Here is a 22,626-nt window from a genome sequence, read left to right as displayed (position 1 = left end):
CCCTGCCATGACCGCTCAGCCGTCCGCCTTCTCCTTCATCGATCCAGACCCGACCGAGGCCGATCCGCTGCAGGGCGAACTGGCGCTGCTGGACCACGCCGCCCTGCGCGGCCCGGTGGCGCAGCTGTGGGAGGCGCCGCTGTCGCTGGTGATTCCGCGCAGCTACCTGCGCCAGCCCGGCATCGAGGCCGCCCGCGCGGACTTTGCCGCCCGGGGCTGCCCGGTCTGGCTGCGCATGTCCGGTGGCGGGCTGGTGCCGCAGGGGCCGGGCATCCTGAACGTGAGCCTGGCCTATGCGGTGCCGAAGGGCGCGGCCACGTGGATGGAGCCGGTTTATATCCACCTCTGCGAGGTGCTGGGCGCCGGGCTGCGCCAGCTGGGCGTGGAGACGCACTGGCAGGCGGTGGAGGGGTCGTTCTGCGACGGGCGCTACAACCTGGCCTGGGGGCCGGGCGGGGGGATGAGCGTTCTCGCGCGCAAGATCGCCGGCACCGCGCAGTACTGGCGCCGCGCGCCGGCCGCCGCGCAGTCGGCCGATGGCCAGCGCCATCTGGTGCTGGCGCACGCCATCCTGCTGGTGAGCGCGGACCCGGTCGAGATCAATGCCCGCGCCAATGCGTTCGAGGACGCCATCGGAAGCGGCCGGCACTACGACCCGGCCAAGGTGGTCAGCGTGCGCGAGGCCGCCGGCATCGAGGATGATCCGCAGCTGGCCCCGCAACTGACCGTGCGCGTGGCCGAGGCGATCCGCGCCGCCATCGCGCGCACGCCGCCGCCCGGCATCTAGCGCGCGGTAAAGCGGATGTCGCCGTACCAGGCGCGCGCGTTGGCGCCGGTGTTGTCGGTATCGGTCATCAGGCCATAACCCAGCAGCTTGCCCGGCTTCTCGCGGAAGACTTTCTGGAAGTCCGCACTCACATTGCGGCGCAGCTTCTGCCATTTGCCGGCATCGGCCGCCCCGCCCACCACAATCATCTGCACCCGGTTGGTATGCGGATTGGCGATGACCGTGCCGACCGGGGCGCTGTTGGTCCAGATATACATCAGCGTGGCGTAGGGCAGCTTGTCGCCGACCGCGCCCGAGATGGCCATGCCGGCGCGCTCGCCAATCGACAGGTTGCTGCTTTCGCCGTCGAAGAAGAACACCAGCCGCGCGGGGGCGTCTTCGCGCTTGGCGTCGCGGTTGTCGGCATCCGGGATCGGGCCGGCCACCTTCCAGCGCCATTGCACGACCGGCGTGGCGGCGAGGTCGACATCGCCCGCGTGGATCAGGCCGGAGGCCGCGCCGGCGGCGTCGGCCTCGAGCACCGTCGTACCTTGGTCGGCCACCAGCGTGTAGCGCGTGAGGGTTTTGCCGCTGACCACGGGCTTGTTCTGCCAGCCCTCCGGCAGCGCGCCGCCGGGCCGGCTGGCCGAGAAGGCAACGCCGGGGCCGTCGGCACGGGCCGCCGTGGCGAAGGTCATGCCCGTGGACGCCACCATGGCGGCCAGCATCAGCAATATGGGACGAGTAAGACGAAGGACCGGGGCGCGCATCGTGACCGCCTTTTTGTTGTGGTAACGGGGGAAGAACGGGTGAAATTCAGACTATTCGCATGGACAAGCCAGTCCATTGTAGAAAGCGCCGCTGCCACGCACCGTGCGGCGTAAGCCGAAATCGGCTTCGGACGGACACTGACAGGATCGGGCGCACGCCCGCCATAAGTACCGCATTCACCACTTCACATACCTGCTTACAAAGTGGGCCACGGCCGGGCCGCAGGCCGGTGGTATCGTGCTGCCTCGCGCGGTGCGGGTCTGGCCGCGCGCTGTCGTCTCCGCTCCCCTGATTCCCGCATGCGTGCTGCTGTCGTTCGATCCTTGTTGTCCGCCGCCCTGTTCCTGGCCGCGCCCGTGTCCGGGTTTGCCGATTGGGTCTTCCCCGTGGCCGAGGCCCCGGAGCCGCCCGCCAGCGCCACGCCGGTGGCGTTCGCCAAGCCTGCCGCCAGGCTGCCGCCGCTGCGCTTCCTGCTGACGTTCGACGATGGCCCCGACGCCGGCCCGGACGGCAGCACGCCGCTGATCCTGCGCCAGCTGGCCGACAACCCGATCACGCCCGGCATCAAGGCCATCTTCTTCGTCCAGACGGCGCATCCGCGCCGGGGCGGCGGCCCGGCAGGGCGCGCCCAGATGCGCGAGACCTGCGCCGCCGGCCACCTGCTCGCCGTGCACAGCGGCCTGGTGGAGGGCCATGTCTCCCACACCAAGCTGGCGCCAACCGAGCTGGCGGCGTCGCTGCGCGCGGGCGAGGCGGACATCGCCGCCCAGTGCCGCCAGGTGGCGCAACTGGTACGGCCGCCCAACTGGGCCTATAACGATGAGACGCGGGGCGTCTACCAGGGACTGGGCCTGGGCATGCTCATGGCCGACGCCAACGCGCGCGACGGCAAGATCTACGGCTGGCACATCAGCCTGCGGCGGCGCTCCCATATGGTGAGCGAGCTGGAGCAGGTGCGCGCGGCCATCGGCGCGCGGCGGCTCCAGCCGGTGAACGGCGTGGTGCCGGTGGTGGTGAGTTTTCATGACACCAACGACTACACGGCGTCGCACATGACCGAGTACCTCCAGATCCTCGTCGATGCCGCGCGCGAGAACGGCCTGCCGCTGGCCGATCCGCCGTTCTATACCGATGCGCGCGCCGCAGAACGCGCCGCTTTGGTGCGTGCCAGGGACGGCGACTACGCGCGGCAAAGCTGGCCCTGACCGGCGCCTGATCCGGCCGGGCCCGGTCGGCCATGCGGCACTGCACGAGGAATTCGTAGAAGTGCTACGCTAACGGCCCGTGGTGCCCTAACCGGAGAATCACCGTGCCCCGCAAGACCCCCATCGAACGCTATCGCAACATCGGCATCAGCGCGCATATCGACGCCGGCAAGACGACGACGACCGAGCGCATCCTGTTCTACACCGGCGTGAACCACAAGCTGGGCGAGGTGCACGACGGGGCCGCCACCATGGATTGGATGGAGCAGGAGCAGGAGCGCGGCATCACCATCACGTCGGCCGCCACCACGGCCTTCTGGAAGGGGATGGCCGGGAATTATCCCGAGCATCGCATCAACATCATCGACACCCCCGGCCACGTGGACTTCACCATCGAGGTGGAACGCTCCATGCGCGTGCTCGACGGCGCCTGCATGGTCTATGACGCCGTGGGCGGCGTGCAGCCGCAGTCGGAAACCGTCTGGCGCCAGGCCAACAAGTACAAGGTGCCGCGCATCGCGTTCGTCAACAAGATGGACCGCGTGGGCGCCGACTTCTTCCGCGTGCAATCCCAGATCGCCGACCGCCTGAAGGGCAACGCCGTGCTGATCCAGATTCCGGTTGGCGCCGAGGATCATTTCCAGGGCGTGGTCGATCTCGTGAAAATGCGAGCCATCGTCTGGGACGATGCGAGCCAGGGCGTGCGCTTCGAGTACACCGAGATCCCGGCCGCGCTGCAGGCCACCGCGCAGACATGGCGCGAGAAGATGGTCGAGGCCGCCGCCGAAGCCAGCGAGGACCTGCTGGAGCGCTACCTGAGCGGCGAGCCGCTGACCGAGGAAGAGATCAAGGCCGGGCTGCGCAAGCGCACCATCGCCGGTGAAATCGTACCGATGCTATGCGGCAGCGCGTTCAAGAACAAGGGCGTGCAGGCGATGCTGGACGCGGTGATCGACTACCTGCCGTCGCCGGCGGACGTGCCCGCCATCCTCGGCCACACCGAGGACGACAAGGAGGCCGAGCGCCACCCGAACGACGAGGAGCCGTTCTCTGCGCTCGCCTTCAAGATCATGACCGACCCGTTCGTCGGCCAGCTGATCTTCTTCCGCGTGTATTCGGGCGTGGTGAATTCGGGCGACACGGTCTACAACCCGGTCAAGTCCAAGCGCGAGCGGCTGGGGCGCATCCTGCAGATGCACGCCAACGTCCGCAACGAGATCAAGGAAGTGCGCGCCGGCGATATCGCCGCGGCCGTGGGCCTCAAGGAGGCCACCACGGGCGACACCCTGTGCGACCCCGACAAGGTCATCATCCTCGAACGCATGACCTTCCCGGAACCGGTGATCTCGCAGGCCGTGGAGCCGAAGACCAAGGCCGACCAGGAGAAGATGGGCATCGCCCTGAACCGGCTGGCCCAGGAAGACCCGTCGTTCCGCGTGGCAACCGACGAGGAGTCCGGCCAGACCATCATCTCGGGCATGGGCGAGCTGCACCTGGAAATCCTGGTGGACCGGATGAAGCGCGAGTTTGGCGTGGAAGCCTCGGTCGGCAAGCCGCAGGTGGCCTACCGCGAGACCATCAAGGGTGCGGCCAAGGACGTGGAAGGCAAGTTCATCAAGCAGTCGGGCGGGCGCGGCCAGTACGGCCACGTGGTGCTCAACCTCGAGCCGATGCCGCAGGGCGGCGGCTATGCCTTCGTCGACGCCATCAAGGGCGGCGTGGTGCCGCGCGAGTTCATCCCGGCGGTGGACAAGGGCATCAAGGAGACGCTGGAGGCTGGCGTGCTGGCCGGCTACCCGGTGGTGGACGTCAAGGCGACGCTGGTGTTCGGCTCGTACCACGATGTGGATTCGAACGAAAACGCGTTCCGCATGGCGGGCTCCATGGCGTTCAAGGAGGGCATGCGCCGCGCCAAGCCGGTGCTGCTGGAGCCGATGATGTCCGTGGAGGTGGAAACGCCCGAGGAATTCACCGGCAACGTGATGGGCGACCTCTCCTCGCGGCGCGGCATGGTGCACGGCATGGAAGACATCGCGGGCGGCGGCGGCAAGATCGTGCGCGCCGAGGTGCCGCTGGCGACGATGTTCGGCTACTCCACCTCGCTGCGCTCCCTCACCCAGGGCCGCGCCACCTTCACGATGGAGTTCAAGCACTACGCCGAAGCCCCGGCCAACGTGGCCGAGGCGGTGATCAGCTCGCGCAAGCACTGAGCACGGGTGTTCTCCCCTTCCCGGAGGGAGCGGGGAGAACACCATGCGCCACCCGTCATCGATTCATGGCATGATGCTCCGGCGGCCACACGCCGCCTCATCCACTGCTACGGGAGCGCACCATGATGGCATTCCTCGGTACTGTGCTGGTTGGACTTGTCGTGGGGCTCATCGCCCGCGCCATCAAACCTGGCGACGACAAGATGGGCTGGATCATGACCATCCTGCTTGGCGTGCTCGGCGCGCTGGCGGCCAGCTACATCGGCCGGTCGATGGGGTACTACCAGCCGGGCGAGGCCGCCGGATGGATTGCCTCGGTCATCGGTGCCATCGTGCTACTGGTGATATACGACCTGGTTCGCCGTAAGAACTGAACCCTCCTCCTTGCCGCAACGCTGCAGCGCGGTGGTGCTGCCCGGGGCGGCCATCGCCGCGACCTGCGGCGCCACCGAGCGCAGCACGCGTACGGCCAGCGCGCTCGTGAACGCGTAGCGCGCCGCGTACGGTTCGCGCACGTGGATCGTCACCGTGCCGAAATAGCGGTCTCCCAGCAGGAACACGAAGGTGGCCGACCGATTGACCGAGCGCGACGAAATCACCCGCCCGCCCGGGCCATAGGTCTGGAAGCGCTGGTCGCCCGTGCCGGTCTTGCCGCCAATCATCAGCGGCGCGCCGGGCTGCCCCGGCCGGCTGACCGGCGTGAAGGCCCCGCGGATCGACTTGGCCGTGCCGCTCTCCACCACATCGAACATCGAGCGCCGCACCAGCGCGGCAATCTCCGGCGCAATCAGCACCTTGCCCTGCCCCGGGCGCAGGGTGTACGTGGTGGCGTAGGGGGTGTCGGCGGCAAAAGCGAACGTACGGATCGTCGATGGCTGGGCATCCACGCCATTGCCGAGGATGATGCCGGCCAGCTCCGACAGCGCCGCCGGGCGGTCACCCGAAGCGCCAATGGCCGTGGCGTACGACGGCGTCAGCGAATCGAACGGATAGCCGAGCCGCTGCCAGCGCTTGGCCACCTTGTCGAACGCCTCTTTCTCCAGCAGCGTGCGGATGCGGGCGTCCTGCCCCAGCTTGCTGCGGGTCTTGAACAGCCACTTGTAGACGAATTGCCGCTCGTCCGCGCTGGCCTTGAGCACCTCGCTCAACGTGGCGTCGGGGTGGTCGCCCAGGTATTCCACCATCCACAGCTCCAGCGGATGGATGCGTGACAGGTAGCCCCTGTCGTTCAGGTCGAACTTGTCCTTGCCGTACTTTTCGTAAAGCTTGCGCAGATCCTCCTCGGATGGCTGCTTCTGCTTGGGCAGCCGCGCACGCACGGCGGCGGCGTAGGAGTCGAAGTCGGTGGCAGGCCGGGCACTCAGCAGCGTCACCGAGAGGCGCACGGCTCCCAGGTGCGGCGTCGGCTGCTTCACGCGGCCTAGCAGGATGTTCAGTCGCTCATCCGAGGTCTTGCCGCGATAGCGCTGCCAGAACGCCGTCATATAGGAACTGCCTTCCTCGTCGGCAAAACGCTCCAGGTACGGGCGGCGGCCCGGGTCGTTGCGGTCCTCCATCAGCGCGGTGGCTTCCGGGTGGGCCTGGTGGACTTCGTACTTCACGATGTCGCGCATCATCCGGATAAAGATGAGATTCACCGAATGCTGGAAGGCCATGCGCACCGTCATCTGGCGCTCGCCCTCCCATTTCTCGAAGTTCGTGAAGCTCTGCATGCCGCCGCCGGTGTAGAACGCCTCGCCGGCATTGCCCGAATACTTGCGCTCCATCGCGGCTTCGAGGATGGCCCCGCGTGACCGCTCGGCCGGCGTCCTGGCCTTGATCAGCGTGTCGATCACCCAGCGGGTCAGCGCGTCCTGGCGTGGCACCTGGATCGCGGCCAGCTCGGTCCGGCCCAGGTTGGCGTGGCGGTCGTAGATCTCGTTGATGACCTCCAGATAGGTGACCAGCGTGCGCAGCTTGGCGGTGGAGCCCAGGTTCAGCCGCGCCCCGGCGTTGATATCGAACGGCTGGTCGACGTTATCGGCCTGCACCCGCACCAGGCTGGCGTTGCCCACGCGCTCGAACAGCGTGAAACTGGCCACCAGCCGCGACGGATCGTCGCCCTCGCGCAGCAGGTTCTTGCCGTACAGGCCCATCTCGCGGGCATCGGCCTTGTTGCGGATGCGCAGCAGCGTGTCCGTGACCATGCGTTGCACTTCACGGTTGATGGTGCTGTCCACGGTCAGGTCGAGGCGATCCAGCGCGTAGCGGTTGTCCACGCCGAGCAGTTGCGACACATCGTTGCGCACCTGGTTGACCGCCTTGCGCGTCACCCAGGGCGCCGGATCGGGCCGCTGCGGCGGGGCTGCCTTGTCCAGCGACTGCGCCAGCGCCGCGTCGCGCAACTCCGGCGTGATGGTGTTGGCCGCCGCCAGCAGCCGCAGGTAGCTGCCGGTCAGTGCGTCCAGGTTGGTATCGTCGCGCCGCAGGTGATACGAGGGCCGGCGCTGCGAGACGATCAGCGCCAACGCGCGCTTGTATGCCTGGGCCTCGCGCGGGGTGGGGCGGCGCGGGTCCATGTTGCGGATCAGCGCATTGACTTCGCCGAAGTCCTCGCCGTACCAGACGTACAGCCCGTCACCAATGCCGTTGACCTCGCCATGTCCCACGCGCGCGGAGAGCGGCACCGTGTTCAGGTAGTCGAGCACGATGTTTTCGCGGGCGCGCTGGGTATCGGGGCCGTTGACATAGGCGCGCAGCGAGGCCGAGGTCATCTGGCGGAACTTGTCCGGAATCGACTGGGTCCGCCCCTCGGGCGAATGGCGGAATTTCTCGATCTGGGTGGCCAGCGTGCTGCCGCCGGCGGAGTCGTGGTGACGGTCGGCCAGCTTCACGGCCTGGTCGAGCACCGCGCGCGAGAACCGGCGCCAGTCCACGGCCGGATTCATCATCGGATACTCGGGATTGAGCAGGTTCTGGTTCTCGACGTAGAGCAGCGACGCCACCAGCACCTTCGGCACCCCGTCGAAACTATCGTACTGGCGTTGGGGATAGCGTTCGAAGGCCAGCGTCAGCGCGTTGCAGTCGCGCACGATCAGGCCCGCCTGGTTCTTCTCGCGGTAGGGCGGGAAGATGCCCTCGTCCATCAGCCGCACCAGGTCGGGCGACATGCGCACCTGCGCGGTGGTGGCAAACCCGTGCCGCAGCAGGCGCTCGCCGAACTCGGGCAGGCGCTCGTAGCCCAGGCGCTCGTCGTACGGACCGGAATGGGGATAACGGATGCTGTCGCTCGCGCCGGGCTGGAGTTCGTAGGTCAACGACTTGCCCAGCCGGCTCATGTACCGGGCCTGCCATTGCGACGTGCGAACCTCGTGCGTGACGAGGGTCACAACCAAGTAGGCGCCGCCACATACGGCAACCGCCAAGCCAGCGAGAATCCAGCGACGACGTGACACGTTTCGGCATCCGGTTGCGCTTGCGCCCACCCGTTCCGGGGCGCCACCAGCTTATACATTGCAGGCTGCCGCGCCAGCATCTGACGGGCGGCGGCCTGTATTGATATTACTAGCAACCAGCGTGGAGTGGCATGCCGAAGTGGGCTGGCGCACGCTTTCAAACGCGGAATTTCTTGCGGCGCCGTGCCCGGCGCGCAACAACGGCACCGCGAGCCGCCCGAGCGTCACACGCGGGCGGTGCGGGCCTTGTACTTCTTGCGCTGAGCGGCTTATGCGGATGCCACCGGACGGCCGCCGAACGGATAGTTCGGATCGGTATAGCCATGCGTGGAAGCATGGCCGCGCGGCACGAGCCCATCGACCAGTGCCTCTTCCTGCGCCGAGATCGCGACGTTCACCGCGCCGAAGTAGTCCTCGAACTGCGCCAGCGTGCGCGGCCCGGCAATGACGCTGCTGATGATCGGGTTGGCCAGCACCCAGGCCGTGGCGAACTGGCCCGGCGTGAGGCCGCGCCCTTCGGCATGCGCCTTGAGCTGCTGGGCGATGACCAGCGACTCCTCGCGGAACTCGGTCTCCATCATGCGGCGGTCGGCCCGGCCGGCGCGGCTGTCCGCGTCCGGCTTCTGGCCCGGCAGATACTTGCCGGTCAGCACGCCGCGCGCGATCGGGCTGTAGGGCACCACGCCCAGGCCGAAATGCTCACAGGCGGGCAGGATCTCCACTTCCGGCATCCGGTTCAGCAGGTTGTAGTACGGCTGGCAGGCCACCGGGCGCGGCACGCCCAGGCGGTCGCACAGGCTGGCGATCTCGGCAATGCGCCAGCCACGGAAGTTCGACACGGCCCAGTAGCGGATCTTGCCGGCGCGGATCAGGTCGCCCATGGCGCGCACCGGCTCCTCGAGGTTGGCGCCGGTGAAGTCGCGGTGCAGGTAGAGGATGTCCACATAGTCGGTAGCCAGCCGGCGCAGGCTGTCTTCCACCTCGCGCAGGATCCACGTGCGCGAATAGTTCGACTGGTTCGGACCGCTGCCCATCGGGTTGCCGAGCTTGGTGGCGAGCACCCAGTCGTGGCGGTCGGCAATCAGCAGGCGGCCCACCATCTGCTCGGAGCCGCCCTTGCTGTAGACATCGGCGGTGTCGATGAAATTGACGCCGTGGTCACGGGCGCTGGCCACGATGCGGGCGGCCTCGGCCTCGTCGGTCTGGTCCGCGAACATCATGGTGCCCAGGCACAGGGTGGAAACGTTCAGGTTGCTGGCGCCGAGGCGGCGGTACTGCATGGTGAAATCTGGCATGGCGAATTCCCAGGGTAGTCGAGGCCGAAGCAAGGGGTCTGGCGGCGTCTGCGCGACCGCCAGCGCGCATTGTGCGCCGATGTGGCGCGGCTTGCAGGCGACGCGGCGCTTGCGGCGCTTACGGGTGGCTTCGGGCGCTCTCGGGCGGCTTCGCGGTCGAGTCAGGCTTCCACGGGGTGGAATCCGGGCAACGCCGGCACGCGCTCGGCCAGGAAGGCCAGCAGCGCCCGTGTGCGCGCCGGCTGGTGGCGGCGCGACGGATAAACCAGGTAGGCGTCCTGCGCCGGGCCCTGCCAGCCGGGCAGCACCGGGGTCAGCGCGCCGGTGTCGAGCAGGTCCTGCACGAGCCAGGCCGGCGTCAGGCCAAACCCGGCGCCCGCCAGGAAGCTCTCGCGCATGGCCAGCGAATTGTTGGCGCGATAGCGGCACGGCGCGTCCACTTGGGCGACGTTGCCGTGGGCATCGGTCAGCACGATCTCATCGCCGGCGGCGAGCCAGGTGAAACGGAGCAGGTCGAGGTCAGCAAGGTCGGCCGGCTGCCGCACCGGGGCATGGCGCGCGAGGTAGTCCGGGGCGGCCACAAGGCCGCGTGGCGACACCGCGATGCGCCGCGCCACCACATTGGGCGGCAGCGACGCACCGAGCCGCAACGCCACGTCCACGCCCGCCTCCACCAGATCGACAAAACGGTCGTCGAAGATCAGTTCGACATCCACCTCCGGATACCGGGCAAGGAAATCGAGGATCAGCGCATTGAGCCGCAGCACGCCAAAGCTGACCGGCGCGCTGAGGCGCACCTTGCCCACGGGACGATCGGTCCGGCCGCGCGCATCGGCGGCGGCTTCGGCATAGGCATCGAGCACGGTCAGCGCATGGGCGTAGAAGCGACGGCCGGCCTCGGTCGGCTGCAGGTGGGTGGTACTGCGCTCGAGCAGCCGCACGCCAAGGTCCGCCTCCAGCGCCGCCACGGTCTTGCTGATGGTCGGCTGGGTGCTGTCCAGCTCACGCGCCACGGCGGAGAGGCTGCCCAGCTCTACCGCGCGCGTAAAGACGCGCATCGCCTTGAGGGTGTCCATGTCATTCTTTAATGGAATGAGTGATAGGCGATTTTGCCGCGTTCCCGCGTAAAGCGGAATGGGCGACAGTCAGGCCGTTCCAACTTTGACGAGAATTTTCTGATGCCTGCCCACTCGCTGCTTCGCATGATTGCCCTGGCGGGCTGGATCGCCGCCGCCCCCGCCGTGGCCGCCCCGCAATGGGTGCCGACCTGGGTGGCCAGCCAGCAGCCGGTCTGGCGACCCGACGAACTGCCTTTGCCTACCGGCCTGCCAGCCCGGCTCGAAGACCGCACGGTGCGGCAGGTCGCTCGCGTCAGCATCGGCGGAAGTCGGCTGCGCGTGGTGCTGTCCAACCAGTACGGCCGGGTGCCGCTCACAGTGGAGGCCGTCCGGCTCGCCCGCCATGCCGGCGGCGGCAGGATCGACCGCGCCTCCAACCACGCGGTGACCTTCGCCGGGCAACCCGCCGTCAGCATCCCGCCCGGCGCCACGGCGACCAGTGATCCGGTACCGCTGTCGTCACCGTTGCCGGCTCTGGCCGAGGTAGCGGTCAGCCTCCACCTGCCCGGACAGATGCGGATCGACACCTTTCACTGGGATGGCCGGCAGACGGCCTATATCGCCGATGGCCACCACGTTGCGGACACCGCCCTGCCCCGGGCCGAGCCTTTCCAGGCAAGGCTGCTGCTGTCCGCCATCGAGGTGGAAGCCCGCCAGCCGGCGCCGGTGGTTGTGGCACTCGGCGATTCGATCACCGAAGGCAATGGCGCCACGCCCGACGCCAACCGGCGCTGGCCCGATGTGCTCGCCGCCCGGCTGGCCGGGGACGGCATCGCGGTGCTCAATGCGGGCATCTCGGGCGGGCAACTGCTGCGCGCCGGCATGGGCGAGGCGGGCCGGGCGCGCTTCGAGCGCGACGTGCTCGATGTGCCCGGCGTGCAGGCGGTGATCGTGGCGCTGGGCATCAACGACATCGGCTGGCCCGGCTCGACCTTCCTGCCGACGACCCGCCTGCCCGCCGCCGCCGACGTGATCGCCGGCTACCAGTCCCTGATCGACCGTGCGCACCGGCGCGGGGTGCGCGTGATCGGCGCGACAATCACGCCGTTCGCGGGCGCGCTGGCCGTGGAGGGATCGCCGATCCACGGCTACGCCAGCCCGCAGAAGGATGCGCTGCGCCAGCAGGTGAACCACTGGGTCCGCACCAGCGGCGCCTTCGATGCCGTGGCGGACTTCGACACCGCCCTGCGCGACCCCGCCCACCCGGACGCCCTGCACCCCGCCTTCGACAGCGGCGACCACCTCCACCCGGGCGACCGCGGCTACGCGGCGATGGCCGGTGCCATCGACCCCGCCACGCTGCTACCCGCGCGCCAGCCATGAAAAAAGCCGGCAAGGTTGCCCTTGCCGGCTCTTCAGGTGATGCCTGCCCGCGCTCAGTCTTCGAGCTTCGGCAGCGCCGCGCTGGTCTTGGTCGACAGCAGGCCGCTCTTCGCGTACGTCTGGAGCTTCTCGCGGGTGTCCACGATGTCCAGCGTGCGCATGGTCAGCTGGCCGATGCGGTCCAGCGGCGTGAACATCGATTCGCCCTTTTCCATCGTCAGCCGTTCCGGCTTGTAGGTCAGGTTCGGCGACGTGGTGTTCAGGATCGAGTAATCGTTGCCACGGCGCAGTTCGATGGTCACCTCGCCGGTCACGGCGCCCGCCACCCAGCGCTGGGCGGTTTCGCGCAGCATGATGGCCTGCGGGTCGAACCAGCGGCCCTGGTACAGCAGGCGGCCCAGGCGGCGGCCGTTGTCGCGGTACTGCTCGATGGTGTCTTCGTTGTGGATGCCGGTGATCAGGCGCTCGTAGGCGATGAACAGCAGCGCGAGGCCCGGGGCTTCGTAGATGCCGCGGCTCTTGGCCTCGATGATCCGGTTCTCGATCTGGTCGCTCATGCCCAGGCCGTGGCGGCCGCCGATGGCATTGGCTTCCATGAACAGGTCCACGCTGTTGGCAAAGGTCTTGCCGTTCAGCGCCACGGGCTGGCCTTCCTCGAAGCGCACGGTCACTTCCTCGCGCTTCACTTCCACTTCATCGCGCCAGAACTGCACGCCCATGATCGGCTGGACGATGCGGATGCCCGAGTCCAGGTGCTCGAGATCCTTGGCCTCGTGCGTGGCGCCAAGCATGTTCGAGTCCGTCGAATACGCCTTTTCGGCCGACATCTTGTAGTCATGGCCGCTCTGGCGCATGAACTCGGACATTTCGGCCCGGCCGCCCAGTTCGTCGATGAACTGCTGGTCCAGCCACGGCTTGTAGATCTGCAGGCCCGGGTTGGTCAGCAGGCCGTAGCGGTAGAAACGCTCGATGTCGTTGCCCTTGAACGTGCTGCCATCGCCCCAGATATTGACGCCATCGTCCTTCATCGCGGCCACCAGCATCGTGCCGGTCACGGCACGGCCGATCGGCGTGGTGTTGAAGTACGTCACGCCGGCCGTGGAAATGTGGAATGCACCGCACTGCAGCGCGGCGATGCCTTCGGACACCAGTTGCGCGCGGCAATCCACCAGACGGGCTTCCTCGGCGCCATACGCCTTGGCGCGGCGGGGAATATCGTCGTAGTCCGGCTCGTCGGGCTGACCCAGGTTGGCCGTGTAGGCGTAGGGAATGGCGCCCTTCTGGCGCATCCAGAGGAGCGCGGCGCTGGTGTCGAGTCCGCCCGAGAAGGCGATTCCGACGCGCTGGCCGGAAGGAATGTGCTGCAGGATGGTAGTCATCGCCAGAAATCTAGGTGAATTTGTCGGCTCTTGGGGCGCTCCCGCGTGAAACCACCACGCGGCAGCCGATGCGGCGCCCGAACTCGTAACCTTGAATTGTGACACGCCCGGGCGGTAGCGCCAAACTGCGGGGCGTGTCGTCTATGCTAGCTCGGCCGGGCCACGAAAACGTGTCCGTCTGTGACGGACACGAAAAGTAACAATGTGGACGTTGTCCATTTTATTTGCTAGTCTCTTGTGGACGGCGTACACAAATCGCCGGCCAACGCCAACCAGGAGATGTCGATGTCCAAGAAAGTCCAGTCCTATCTGTTCTTCGATGGCCGCGCAGAGGAAGCGGCCGAGTTCTACAAGACCGCGCTCGGCGCCAAGGTGGAAATGCTGCTGCGCTTCCGTGACAACCCCGAGCCGCAGGACGCCAGCCCCGGTTGCGGGCCCGGTGCCGGCCATGACGACAAGGTCATGCACATGGCGCTGCAGATCGGGGACACCACGATCATGGCGTCCGATGGCGACTGCAAGGGCCAGGCCGCCTTCCAGGGCTTTGCGCTCTCCATCACCGTGCCGGACGCGGCAACGGTCGACAAGACGATCGCCGCGCTGGGCGCAGGCGGCAACGTGGTCATGCCGGCGATGAAGACCTTCTTCTCCGAGCGCTTCGGCATGGTGGCGGACAAGTTCGGTGTGACCTGGATGGTCCTGGTGGCGGGCGAATAAGCGCCGATGGCAGGGTCCCGGCACGGCCGTGCCGTAAAATGCGCGGCCAACCGGAGACATGCCATGGAATCCCGCCTGACCGACCTCGAGATCAAGGTCGCCTTCCAGGAAGACCTGATCGAGACGCTGAACCTGGCCGTCGCGCGCCAGCAGCAGCAGCTGGACCTGCTCCAGGCCCAGTTCCGGGCGCTGTACCAGCAGGTCCGGACCAGTGCCTCGACCGCCGCCGAGAGCAATCCGCAGCATGAGATTCCGCCGCACTATTGATGCGGCGCCCGTCGTGCGGCGTACTCATCACACAGGAACGATGCCCCCCGGGCCCGGTCTGACCGGCAACGATGCCAACCAAACCGAGCCCATGGCCCGTCCCTTGATCAATCGCGTCTTCCCCACCCGGCGCGCGCTGCTGGCCACCGCCGCAGTCGCCGCGCTGGGCAGCTTCGCCCTCGCCCATGCCGCCTATAACGTCTGGACCGGCGAATACACCTTCACCAAGGCCGAGTTGCAGAGTGCCGTCGAGAAGCGCTTTCCCGCCACGCTGCGCTATGGCGAACTGGTGAGCGTGCAGCTGTCGCACCCGCGCCTGGTGCTGGACGAGGCCACCAACCGCATCACCACGCAGATGGATGCGGCCGTCAGCAACACCATCCTGCCGTCGCCGCCGGTCAACGGCACGCTGGCGCTGAACAGCGGCGTGCGCTACGACGCCACGCAGCGCGCCGTGCTGCTGGACAATCCCACGGTCCAGCAGGTCCAGGTGCAGGGCATGAGCCAGTACAACGAGCAGCTCAATGCCATTGGCGCGGTGGTGGCCCAGCAGTTGCTGAAGGACTATCCGCTCTATACGTTCAAGCCCGAGGAGTTGCGCTTCAACGGCAAGGACGTGCAGCCGGGCGCGATCACCGTGGCGGCGGACGGCATCCGCGTGAAGCTGGATCTGCGCTGATCCGACCTAACCCGCGCCGGGTTCCAGCCCCAGCGCGGCGGCAAGCCCCGCCAGCGTCGGCCCGATCGGGGCGAGCACCTTGAGCGTCAGCAACGGATCGGCACGCGTGGTGCCCAGGTTCAGGGCGGCAATCGGCAAGCCATGCTCGTGCGCCCAGACGCAGAAGCGATACCCCGAGAACACCGTCAGCGACGAGCCGATCACCAGCACGGCGTCCGCTGCATCGAGCGCCAGCCGCCCGGCCGCCACGCGCTCGCGCGGCACCGATTCGCCGAAGAACACCACATCGGGCTTGAGCAGCCCTTCGCAGCGCTCGCACACGGGCACCGCGAAGTTGTCGAACAGCGGCGATTCCAGATGGGCGTCGCCATCGGCCGCCGGCAGCGCCGACACATCGCGGAATTCGGGATTGTGCTGCCACAGCCAGCGCTGGATGTCCGCGCGCGGGTAGCGCGTGGCGCAGGACAGGCAGATGACCTGGCCAATACTGCCGTGCAGTTCGATCACCCCTTGGCTGCCGGCGCGCTGGTGCAGGCCATCCACGTTCTGCGTGACCAACCCGGTCACGCGCCCGGCATCGCCCAGCTCCGCTACCACGCGATGGCTCACATTCGGCTGCGCGCCGGCCGCCACGGGCCAGCCCACCATGCTGCGCGCCCAGTAGCGCTGGCGCGCCGCGTGGCCGCTCAGGAAGGCGGTGATGGTCATCGGCGCGGAGCGCTGCCACCGGCCCTGCTCGTCGCGGTAGCCCGGAATGCCGGAATCCGTGCTGATGCCCGCACCGGTCAGCACGAACAGGCGCGGATGGCGCCGCACGAAGTCGAGAAGGTCTTCCACCGGCTGCAGGCTACGAAGTGGACGATGTGGAGGCGGATGGCGCCTCGGCGTGCGCCCCCTGGCGAGACTCCCACGCCCTCAGTTCCTGCCGGTAGCGCTCCATTTCGTCGTTGTAGTAGTCAAAGATGCACGGATCGCAGCCGCTCTGGCAGCACTCGTTGTCGCCAGGGCGCTCGGGCGGGAGCGGACGCGGATCGTCGGAAACTGGGGAAGACACGGCTCAAGACCTGAAGGAAATGTTACGGCGCCAGTATATGCCGCCTGCCAGGTTCGGGCCGGCGGCGGCAGGCGGACAGCCGCCCTCCCGGCGCCGCCCTGATCTGCATCGTTCCAATCCGATATTGAATTGTTTCGAAGGTGTTCCATCGCGCACACGGTTGCGGCGGCAGGCTGCTAGCCTTGTGGCAAGGTTGCCGCCGGCCACCTGTGAGGCGTGGATGATCGGATACGCTGCCATGCGCGTTGCGACGCGACTCCCTTTCCTGTGCAGCCTGCTCGCCGCGATGCTGGCGATGCTGGCGGTCGCGCCGGGCCCGGCCATGGCCGAGGAGCCGCCGCCGCAGGGCGGCACCCTCCGCCTGCCCTCCTACACTCCCAGCAACATCGTCCCGGCGCCGAATCCGCCGTTCCCCGCGCCCGCCCTCCTCGCCCCGGCCACGCCCGGCGGCTCGGTCGAAGGGGCCGCGGCCAAGGCCCACCCGGTGGGCCGCCCCAAGATCTGCCTGGTATTGTCCGGCGGCGGCGCGCGCGGTGCGGCCCATATCGGCGTGCTGAAGGTGCTCGAGGAACTTCGCGTGCCCGTGGACTGCATCGCCGGCACCAGCATGGGCTCGCTGGTCGGCGGTGCGTATGCCAGCGGCATGAGCATCCCGGACATGGAAGAACTGGTCGGCGGGCTGTCCACCAGCGCCATCTTCAAGGAACGGCCGCCGCGCCAGGACCTGGCCATCCGCCGCAAGCTCGATGACCACACCAACCTGTTCACGCCCGAGATTGGCGTGCGCTCGGACGGGCTGCTGCTGCCCAAGGGCGCGGTGTCCGGCGTGCAACTGGAGACGGTGCTGCGCAAGCTGGCCAACACCCCCGGCTATCGGAATTTCGATACCTTGCCGATTCCTTACCGCGCCGTGGCCACCGACCTTGTCGCCGGCACCGCCGTGGTGTTCACCGAGGGCGAGCTGGCGAACGTGATGCGCGCCAGCATGTCCGTGCCCGGCGCCGTGGCGCCCACCGAGTACCAGGGCAAGCTGCTCGTCGATGGCGGCCTGACCGACAACCTGCCCGTGGATGTGGCGCGCGCCATGGGCGCCGACATCGTCATCGCGGTCAACCTCGGCACGCCGCTGATGAAGCGCGAGGACCTGACCTCGCTGATCGGCGTGACCAGCCAGATGCTGAACATCCTGACCGAGCAGAATGTGCGCGCCTCGCTGGCGTCGCTGCGGCCCTCGGACATCCTGATCCTGCCCGAACTCGGCGAGTTCTCGGCCGGCGACTTCGACCACCTGCCCAAGACCATTCCGATTGGCGAGGAAGCCGCCCGGCGCCAGCACGCCCGGCTCGCCGAGCTGTCGATTCCGCCCGACGAATACGCCACCCTGCGCGCTGCGCAGCGCAATCTGTCACCGCCCGACCTGCGACCCGTGGACGAAATCCGCTTCGCGCCGATGGAGCGCGTGAGCCCCGCATTTGCCGCCGCGACGATGGAAACCCACCCCGGCGAGCCGATCTCGCAGGCTACGCTGGACCGCGACATGCGCCGGCTGTTCGGCACCGGCGACTTCGAGCACGTGAACTACCGCTTCCTCGAGGAACCGGGCAAGCGGGTGCTCGGCGTAGAAGCCATCGAGAAATCGTACGGGCCCAACTATCTGCGCTTCGGGCTCGGCCTCAGTTCCGACTTCCGGGGCGACGCCTACTTCAACCTGCTGGCCAGCTACCGCCGCACGTGGATCAACTCGCTCGGCGCCGAATGGCGCACGGACGCCCAGGTGGGCCAGACCTCGAGCCTGACCAGCGAGTTCTACCAGCCGCTGGATACCCGCCAGCGGTTCTTCATCGCCCCGCGCTTCGAACTCGAACGCCGCCCCGTCAACGTCTTCAGCGGCAGCCAGCGGATCGCCCAGTACGACCTGCGCCGCACGGACCTGGCGCTGGACGTGGGCACGCAGATCACCAAATATGGCGAGGGGCGCCTGGGCTTCGTGCTCGGCCACCAGAACGCGTCGCTCTCCACCGGGCCGGCGTTCCTCTCTCCGGGCAATGAAAGCACCGAGCGCCGCGCCTTCACGGCCCGGGTGCTGGTGGATCAGGTCGACAGCATCAACTTCCCGCGCTTCGGCTACGGGGCGACGATGAACGTCTACTCGTCGCAAGGCGCCCTGGGCGCCACCGACACCTATACCAAGGGCGACCTGACGGCCACCTATGCCCACTCCTTCGGCAACAACACCATCAACCTGGGGGTGCGGGCCGGCTCCAACCTGGGCGGGCCGGCACTGCCGCCGTATGCGATGTTCCAGTGGGGCGGCTTCCTGCAGCAATCCGGCTACTCCACCGGGCAGCTGATCGGCGGCAATATCCAGTTCGCGCGGTTGGTCTATTACAACAAGCTCGTGCGGCAGACCTTCCTCGAAGGGGTCTACGCGGGGTTTTCGCTCGAGGCGGGCCGCGTGGGCGCACCGCTGGTGCCGGGCAACCCCACCGGGCTGCTCAAGTCGGGGGCCGCCTTCCTCGGCCTGGACAGCCCGATCGGGCCGTTCTATCTCGCCTATGGCCGCGCGGCAGGCGGCAGCTACGCGTTCTACCTGTTCCTGGGCAAGCCCTAGGACCAATCCGACGAATTCCGGCGCAGCCGATGTGATGCCACTAGCGCAAAGTGCGCTACGGCCAACCCCCACCGAGGTGGCATGTCGGCAGGAAGTGCTGCTGCCTATACTGGCCTCGTCGTTGGGACCCCCGTCCCGGGCGACACCCCTTACCCAGTCGCCGCCCCAATCGGCGACATTTTTTTGGGCGAATCCCGGCAGGCCCCGCCGTGGGACGTTAAGATGCGCGATTATCGAACGCCCCCGCATCGCATTTCCTGCCGATTCCCCTATGGACGCCCCCGCTCCCATCAGTCTCAAGCCCGCACAGGCCGACTCCGTCCGCGCCGCCCGGCCGCCGGCCGACATCCTGTCCAGCTTTGCCGGCGATCCGAATTTCATGCTGTCGCTGGCGCGCGGCCTGACGGTGCTCGAGGCTTTCTCCGAGCGCAAGCGCCCACTCACTATCTCGCAGGTGGCACAGCGCACGCAGCTGTCGCGCGCCTCGGTGCGGCGCTGTCTCTATACGCTGGAGCAACTGGGCTACGTGAGCCAGCAGGACGGCCACTTCGCGCTGCGGCCGCGCGTGCTGCATCTGGGCCACGCCTATTTCTCCTCGACGTCGCTGGTCTCGGCGGCGCAACCCATCCTCGACAACCTCAGCACGCGCATCCACGAGACCTCGGCCCTGGCCATTCTCGACGGCACGGACATCCTTTACCTGGTGCGCTCGGAAGTGCAGCGTGTGCTGACTCATGCACTTGGAATGGGGAGCCGGCTGCCGGCCTATTGCACGTCCACAGGCCGGCTGCTGCTGGCCCACCAGCCCGAGGCGGTGCTCGAAGCCTTCTTCGAACATGCCGAGCTGCGCCCGCGCACCTTGCAGACCAAGATCTCGCGCCCGGAGCTGGAAGCGGCCTTCCGGCGCGCGCGGGAGCTGGAATATGTGCTGATCGACGAGGAACTGGAACCGGGTTTGCGGGCGATTGCCGTGCCGGTGCGGTCGCTCTCGGGCACCGTGGTGGCGGCCATCAGCGTCAGCGTGAAGGCCACCCGGGTGTCCGAGGCGGAGATGGTGGCGCGGCTGTTGACCCCCATGCGGGAGGCCGCCGCTGCCATCGGGAAGTTGATTGGGACCTGAGCGGGACCTGAGCGGTCCCGATCAGGGGGCTCAATCCCGAAAAATCAGCCCCGGTGTGCCAGTTCGAGCTGGAACACCAGCCGCTGGAGGAAGTTCTCCATGCGGCCATCCGGATTCAGGAAGGCGCAGCCGTAGTGGTGCACGGTGTTGTCGTCGAAGCCGACCAGCCAGTGGCCCACCACCTGCATGTCCAGTTCCAGCCGGCCCAGTTCGGCAAAATCCAGCACACACTTCTTGATGACCGTGCCCACCGGCAGCTGGTCAGCGCCCACCGTACGCGAGCGCAGGCCCGCGCCGGACAGCGACAGATCGGCGATATCGAGGTGCAGCGTGCGCTTGTCGGGCGTCTCCGGCAGATGGATCTGGCAGCGGTAACCCTTGGTCAGCAGCGTGCGCGCGCGGAAATGGCGGCGGCGCTGGAAGTGGTAGAGCTTGTCCGGGAAATCGGCGATGAAGGCCGGCCCGCCCTCGAAGCGCGTGGCGCCGGGCACGCCGACCACGAAGTTCACCGGCACGCCGCGCAGCAGCCCCGAGAACGCATTCTTGTCCGAAGCCATCAGCGCCTGGCGCTCCGCATCCGCGCGGCACCAGTCGAAGATAAAGGTGCGGTTGGCCGGATCCACGTGCAGGATCGACGTCACGATCTCGGAGCCCCGCGCCGAACGCACGTTCAGCAGGCACTTCTGCCAGGCCAGGTCGCGCAGCACCGTGCCGATCTGCGAGCTGTGGGTCAGGCGGTAGCGTTCATCCGACTGCGCGCCTTCCTGCTCGTCAGGTTCGCCCTCGATCTGGGACCGGTTTTGGGCCTGCTCGGACCCTCGGGAATCTTGGACACTCATGGGGAATACGCTACGTCGAAAGTGGTCACTCGCCGTCTTGCCTGGGGCGGGCAACGCTTTGTGGATCTGGCTGCGGCCAGCGCCGCATGGTAAGCGCCGCCCGGGGATGGCGCAAGGTCATGCCTTGGCCTTCGGCAAAATACGACGTAACTTTAGCAACCGACTTCCGGGGGGTAGCGGTTGCAGCGCCTTTTCAGCCGGATTCCATCTCCGTGCGTAGCCAGCCGTGCAGCGCCGCCAGCCGGGCATCCTGGGCGAACGGCGCCGGAGCAATCAGATAGTAGGACGACCCGTCCGCCACAAACCCCAGCGGCGCGGCCAGCCGGCCATCGGCCAGTTCATCGGCCGCCATCAGCCGCGACGCCATGGCCCAGCCCAGGCCCGCCGCAGCCGCCTGCAGGCTCAGGTAGAAGTGTTCATACCACTGGTCTGACCGGCCAATCTGGACGGCGGGACCGGCTTTTTCGCCCGCTTCAAACTGTTGCCAGCGCTGCCAGGCATCGGGCCGGGTGCGGGTGTGGAGGCGCGTGACCGCCGCCGGGTCAGCCGTGGCCAAATCCGGCCGGCAGACTGGCCCGACACACTCCTGCGCCAGTTCGCGCGTATGCCAGCGTGTATCGAACGGGAAATCGTTGCGGCGCAGCGCCACATCCACTCCGCTTTTCCGGAAATCTATCGGCCCGCCGGCCGCCATCAGGTGCAACGCGATGTCCGGATAGGCGGCGGCAAAGCGCGACAGCCGTGGAATCAGCCAGCGCATGGCGATGGTCGGCTCGCACGACAGCACCAGCGCGGCACGCGGCGCCGGCGCGCGGATCCGGGCGACCGCCTCGGCCAGCCCCGCCAGAGACTGCGTGGCGGCGGCGTGGAGCGTGCGGCCCGCCTCGGTCAGGAAGACGGCCCGGTTACGGCGCTCGAAGAGCGGCACACCGAGCGCCTCTTCCAGTTGGCGGATCTGACGGCTGATGGCGCCGTGGGTCAGGTGGAGTTCGTCGGCCGCGCGCACAAAGCTGCCAAGCCGTGCGGCGGCCTCGAAGAACCGGATCGCGCCCAGCCAGTGCATCGGCGGCAAATCGCTCATCTGTCAGGTTTCCTCACAGTTTTCGGCGAGTATATATCGGTTGTCTGGCCCTATCCTGTCTGGCGAGAATAGCGGCGCCATCCCACCTCTATCGAACCAGAAAACTCACTGATATGTCGCCCCTTGCCGAAGCGCTGGCCGTCGCCAGCATCACCCTCCTCGCCGTGATCAGCCCCGGGCCCGACTTCGCCATGGTCACGCGCAACAGCTACCTGTTCGGCCGCCGCACCGGGCTGCTGTGCGCGCTGGGCATCGCGCTCGGGGTGCAGGTGCACGTGTGCTACACCATGTTCGGCGTGGCGATGCTGATCGAGCACGCGCACGGCTGGCTGACGGCGGTGAAGCTGCTCGGCGCGGCCTATTTGATCTGGATCGGCATCAAGACGCTGCGCAACCGCACGCCCCTGACGGTGGATACACGCGAGGCGCCGGCGTTATCCAACTGGGCCTCGCTGCGGATGGGATTCCTGACCAATGCGCTCAATCCCAAGACCACGCTGTTCGTGGTCAGCACCTACACGCAGGTGGTGGATGCCCATACGCCGTGGGCGGTGCAACTGGGCTACGGGCTGTTCATGTCCGTGGCGCACTGGGCGTGGTTCAGCCTCGTGGCGTGGGGGTTCGGCGCGGCGCCGCTGCGCGCTGCCATGCTGCGCCGGCAGGGTTTGATCGACAAGACGCTCGGCTCGGCGCTGTGCGGGCTCGGGGTGGCGCTGGGGCTCAGCAACCTCGGGCGCTAGCGGCTACGACTAGCGAC

Annotated in this window: 20 protein-coding genes; 11 read left to right on the top strand and 9 right to left on the bottom strand. The window is 67.8% G+C overall.

The genetic code is table 11. The annotated features are described in order from the left end of the window. Window positions 1-7 precede the first annotated feature (7 nt). Window positions 8-787 (top strand): lipoate--protein ligase family protein, encoded by a 780-nt coding sequence (locus tag SB751_RS19770; RefSeq protein ID WP_410748309.1) that lies wholly within the window; start codon window positions 8-10, stop codon window positions 785-787. Here the strand turns inward: SB751_RS19770 and SB751_RS19765 are convergent. After that, entirely contained in the window at window positions 784-1,494 is a 711-nt protein-coding gene (locus tag SB751_RS19765) for a DUF3047 domain-containing protein (RefSeq protein WP_244844862.1), read from the bottom strand. The two genes, SB751_RS19770 and SB751_RS19765, sit on opposite strands and share 4 nt — an antisense overlap. A gap of 342 nt (window positions 1,495-1,836) precedes the next feature. Here SB751_RS19765 and SB751_RS19760 point away from each other — a divergent pair, with 342 nt between their 5' ends. From SB751_RS19760 to SB751_RS19750, 3 genes are all read left to right on the top strand, one after another. After that, on the top strand, window positions 1,837-2,742 hold the full coding sequence (locus SB751_RS19760; protein ID WP_410748308.1) for a polysaccharide deacetylase family protein: 906 nt from the start codon (window positions 1,837-1,839) through the stop codon (window positions 2,740-2,742). A 104-nt stretch (window positions 2,743-2,846) separates the two neighbouring features. Then, window positions 2,847-4,952, top strand: a complete 2,106-nt coding sequence (gene fusA / locus SB751_RS19755; RefSeq protein WP_144203287.1) for an elongation factor G — start codon at window positions 2,847-2,849, stop codon at window positions 4,950-4,952. 122 nt (window positions 4,953-5,074) lie between these two features. Further along, entirely contained in the window at window positions 5,075-5,326 is a 252-nt protein-coding gene (locus SB751_RS19750) for a GlsB/YeaQ/YmgE family stress response membrane protein (protein WP_144203285.1), read from the top strand. Here the strand turns inward: SB751_RS19750 and SB751_RS19745 are convergent. The 3 genes from SB751_RS19745 to SB751_RS19735 all read right to left on the bottom strand — a co-directional run bounded on the left by SB751_RS19745 (window position 5,288) and on the right by SB751_RS19735 (window position 10,757). Further along, complete coding sequence (locus SB751_RS19745; RefSeq protein WP_211943576.1) at window positions 5,288-8,386, bottom strand: transglycosylase domain-containing protein; 3,099 nt, start codon at window positions 8,384-8,386, stop codon at window positions 5,288-5,290. The genes SB751_RS19750 and SB751_RS19745 overlap by 39 nt on opposite strands. 269 nt (window positions 8,387-8,655) lie before the next feature. After that, window positions 8,656-9,681 carry an aldo/keto reductase gene (locus tag SB751_RS19740; RefSeq protein ID WP_144203281.1) on the bottom strand — a complete coding sequence of 342 codons (1,026 nt, stop codon included), beginning with the start codon at window positions 9,679-9,681 and terminating at the stop codon, window positions 8,656-8,658. Between the two features lie 161 nt (window positions 9,682-9,842). After that, window positions 9,843-10,757, bottom strand: coding sequence for a LysR family transcriptional regulator (locus SB751_RS19735; protein ID WP_144203279.1), 915 nt, complete (start codon window positions 10,755-10,757; stop codon window positions 9,843-9,845). Window positions 10,758-10,859: 102 nt separating this feature from the next. Here SB751_RS19735 and SB751_RS19730 point away from each other — a divergent pair, with 102 nt between their 5' ends. Next, window positions 10,860-12,122: an SGNH/GDSL hydrolase family protein gene (locus tag SB751_RS19730; protein ID WP_250025721.1), complete on the top strand. Its 1,263-nt coding sequence runs from the start codon at window positions 10,860-10,862 to the stop codon at window positions 12,120-12,122. 53 nt (window positions 12,123-12,175) lie between these two features. Here SB751_RS19730 and argG read toward each other — a convergent pair whose 3' ends face one another. After that, on the bottom strand, window positions 12,176-13,501 hold the full coding sequence (gene argG / locus SB751_RS19725) for an argininosuccinate synthase (RefSeq protein ID WP_144203275.1): 1,326 nt from the start codon (window positions 13,499-13,501) through the stop codon (window positions 12,176-12,178). 285 nt (window positions 13,502-13,786) lie between these two features. Here argG and SB751_RS19720 point away from each other — a divergent pair, with 285 nt between their 5' ends. From SB751_RS19720 to SB751_RS19710, 3 genes are all read left to right on the top strand, one after another. Then, entirely contained in the window at window positions 13,787-14,218 is a 432-nt protein-coding gene (locus tag SB751_RS19720) for a VOC family protein (RefSeq protein WP_144203273.1), read from the top strand. Window positions 14,219-14,281: 63 nt separating this feature from the next. Then, on the top strand, window positions 14,282-14,485 hold the full coding sequence (locus SB751_RS19715; RefSeq protein ID WP_144203271.1) for a SlyX family protein: 204 nt from the start codon (window positions 14,282-14,284) through the stop codon (window positions 14,483-14,485). Window positions 14,486-14,576: 91 nt separating this feature from the next. After that, on the top strand, window positions 14,577-15,164 hold the full coding sequence (locus SB751_RS19710; protein ID WP_144203269.1) for a DUF1439 domain-containing protein: 588 nt from the start codon (window positions 14,577-14,579) through the stop codon (window positions 15,162-15,164). Window positions 15,165-15,170: 6 nt separating this feature from the next. Here SB751_RS19710 and SB751_RS19705 read toward each other — a convergent pair whose 3' ends face one another. Next, window positions 15,171-16,001: an NAD-dependent protein deacetylase gene (locus SB751_RS19705; RefSeq protein ID WP_144203267.1), complete on the bottom strand. Its 831-nt coding sequence runs from the start codon at window positions 15,999-16,001 to the stop codon at window positions 15,171-15,173. A gap of 10 nt (window positions 16,002-16,011) precedes the next feature. Then, window positions 16,012-16,218 (bottom strand): oxidoreductase-like domain-containing protein, encoded by a 207-nt coding sequence (locus SB751_RS19700; protein WP_144203265.1) that lies wholly within the window; start codon window positions 16,216-16,218, stop codon window positions 16,012-16,014. Window positions 16,219-16,456: 238 nt separating this feature from the next. Between SB751_RS19700 and SB751_RS19695 the strand changes: the two genes are divergently transcribed. After that, window positions 16,457-18,829 (top strand): patatin-like phospholipase family protein, encoded by a 2,373-nt coding sequence (locus SB751_RS19695; protein WP_410748307.1) that lies wholly within the window; start codon window positions 16,457-16,459, stop codon window positions 18,827-18,829. Window positions 18,830-19,100: 271 nt separating this feature from the next. Continuing rightward, entirely contained in the window at window positions 19,101-19,949 is an 849-nt protein-coding gene (locus SB751_RS19690) for an IclR family transcriptional regulator C-terminal domain-containing protein (protein ID WP_144203263.1), read from the top strand. Between the two features lie 44 nt (window positions 19,950-19,993). Here the strand turns inward: SB751_RS19690 and SB751_RS19685 are convergent, their stop codons facing one another. Together SB751_RS19685 and SB751_RS19680 are read right to left on the bottom strand one after the other, a co-directional pair. Then, window positions 19,994-20,788 (bottom strand): flagellar brake protein, encoded by a 795-nt coding sequence (locus tag SB751_RS19685; protein ID WP_144203261.1) that lies wholly within the window; start codon window positions 20,786-20,788, stop codon window positions 19,994-19,996. 193 nt (window positions 20,789-20,981) lie between these two features. Continuing rightward, window positions 20,982-21,851, bottom strand: coding sequence for a LysR substrate-binding domain-containing protein (locus SB751_RS19680; RefSeq protein WP_144203315.1), 870 nt, complete (start codon window positions 21,849-21,851; stop codon window positions 20,982-20,984). 131 nt (window positions 21,852-21,982) lie between these two features. On the opposite strand from SB751_RS19680, the gene SB751_RS19675 reads away from it, so the two are divergent. Continuing rightward, window positions 21,983-22,609, top strand: a complete 627-nt coding sequence (locus tag SB751_RS19675) for a LysE family translocator (RefSeq protein WP_144203259.1) — start codon at window positions 21,983-21,985, stop codon at window positions 22,607-22,609. Window positions 22,610-22,626: the final 17 nt, after the last annotated feature.

This window comes from Cupriavidus sp. SIMBA_020, from assembly GCF_046535395.1.
Taxonomy (GTDB): Bacteria; Pseudomonadota; Gammaproteobacteria; order Burkholderiales; family Burkholderiaceae; genus Cupriavidus; species Cupriavidus campinensis.
This window is presented reverse-complemented; position numbering and strand designations above follow the sequence as displayed.

Coding starts and splice junctions, on each gene's coding strand:
- SB751_RS19695 (WP_410748307.1), top strand. CDS start 16,457: ATGCGCGTTGCGACGCGACTCCCTTTCCTGTGCAGCCTGCTCGCCGCG.
- SB751_RS19690 (WP_144203263.1), top strand. CDS start 19,101: ATGGACGCCCCCGCTCCCATCAGTCTCAAGCCCGCACAGGCCGACTCC.
- SB751_RS19730 (WP_250025721.1), top strand. CDS start 10,860: ATGCCTGCCCACTCGCTGCTTCGCATGATTGCCCTGGCGGGCTGGATC.
- SB751_RS19685 (WP_144203261.1), bottom strand. CDS start 20,788: ATGAGTGTCCAAGATTCCCGAGGGTCCGAGCAGGCCCAAAACCGGTCC.
- SB751_RS19675 (WP_144203259.1), top strand. CDS start 21,983: ATGTCGCCCCTTGCCGAAGCGCTGGCCGTCGCCAGCATCACCCTCCTC.
- SB751_RS19760 (WP_410748308.1), top strand. CDS start 1,837: ATGCGTGCTGCTGTCGTTCGATCCTTGTTGTCCGCCGCCCTGTTCCTG.
- argG (WP_144203275.1), bottom strand. CDS start 13,501: ATGACTACCATCCTGCAGCACATTCCTTCCGGCCAGCGCGTCGGAATC.
- SB751_RS19680 (WP_144203315.1), bottom strand. CDS start 21,851: ATGCACTGGCTGGGCGCGATCCGGTTCTTCGAGGCCGCCGCACGGCTT.
- SB751_RS19720 (WP_144203273.1), top strand. CDS start 13,787: ATGTCCAAGAAAGTCCAGTCCTATCTGTTCTTCGATGGCCGCGCAGAG.
- SB751_RS19710 (WP_144203269.1), top strand. CDS start 14,577: ATGGCCCGTCCCTTGATCAATCGCGTCTTCCCCACCCGGCGCGCGCTG.
- SB751_RS19740 (WP_144203281.1), bottom strand. CDS start 9,681: ATGCCAGATTTCACCATGCAGTACCGCCGCCTCGGCGCCAGCAACCTG.
- SB751_RS19735 (WP_144203279.1), bottom strand. CDS start 10,757: ATGGACACCCTCAAGGCGATGCGCGTCTTTACGCGCGCGGTAGAGCTG.
- SB751_RS19770 (WP_410748309.1), top strand. CDS start 8: ATGACCGCTCAGCCGTCCGCCTTCTCCTTCATCGATCCAGACCCGACC.
- SB751_RS19765 (WP_244844862.1), bottom strand. CDS start 1,494: ATGCTGGCCGCCATGGTGGCGTCCACGGGCATGACCTTCGCCACGGCG.
- SB751_RS19750 (WP_144203285.1), top strand. CDS start 5,075: ATGATGGCATTCCTCGGTACTGTGCTGGTTGGACTTGTCGTGGGGCTC.
- SB751_RS19715 (WP_144203271.1), top strand. CDS start 14,282: ATGGAATCCCGCCTGACCGACCTCGAGATCAAGGTCGCCTTCCAGGAA.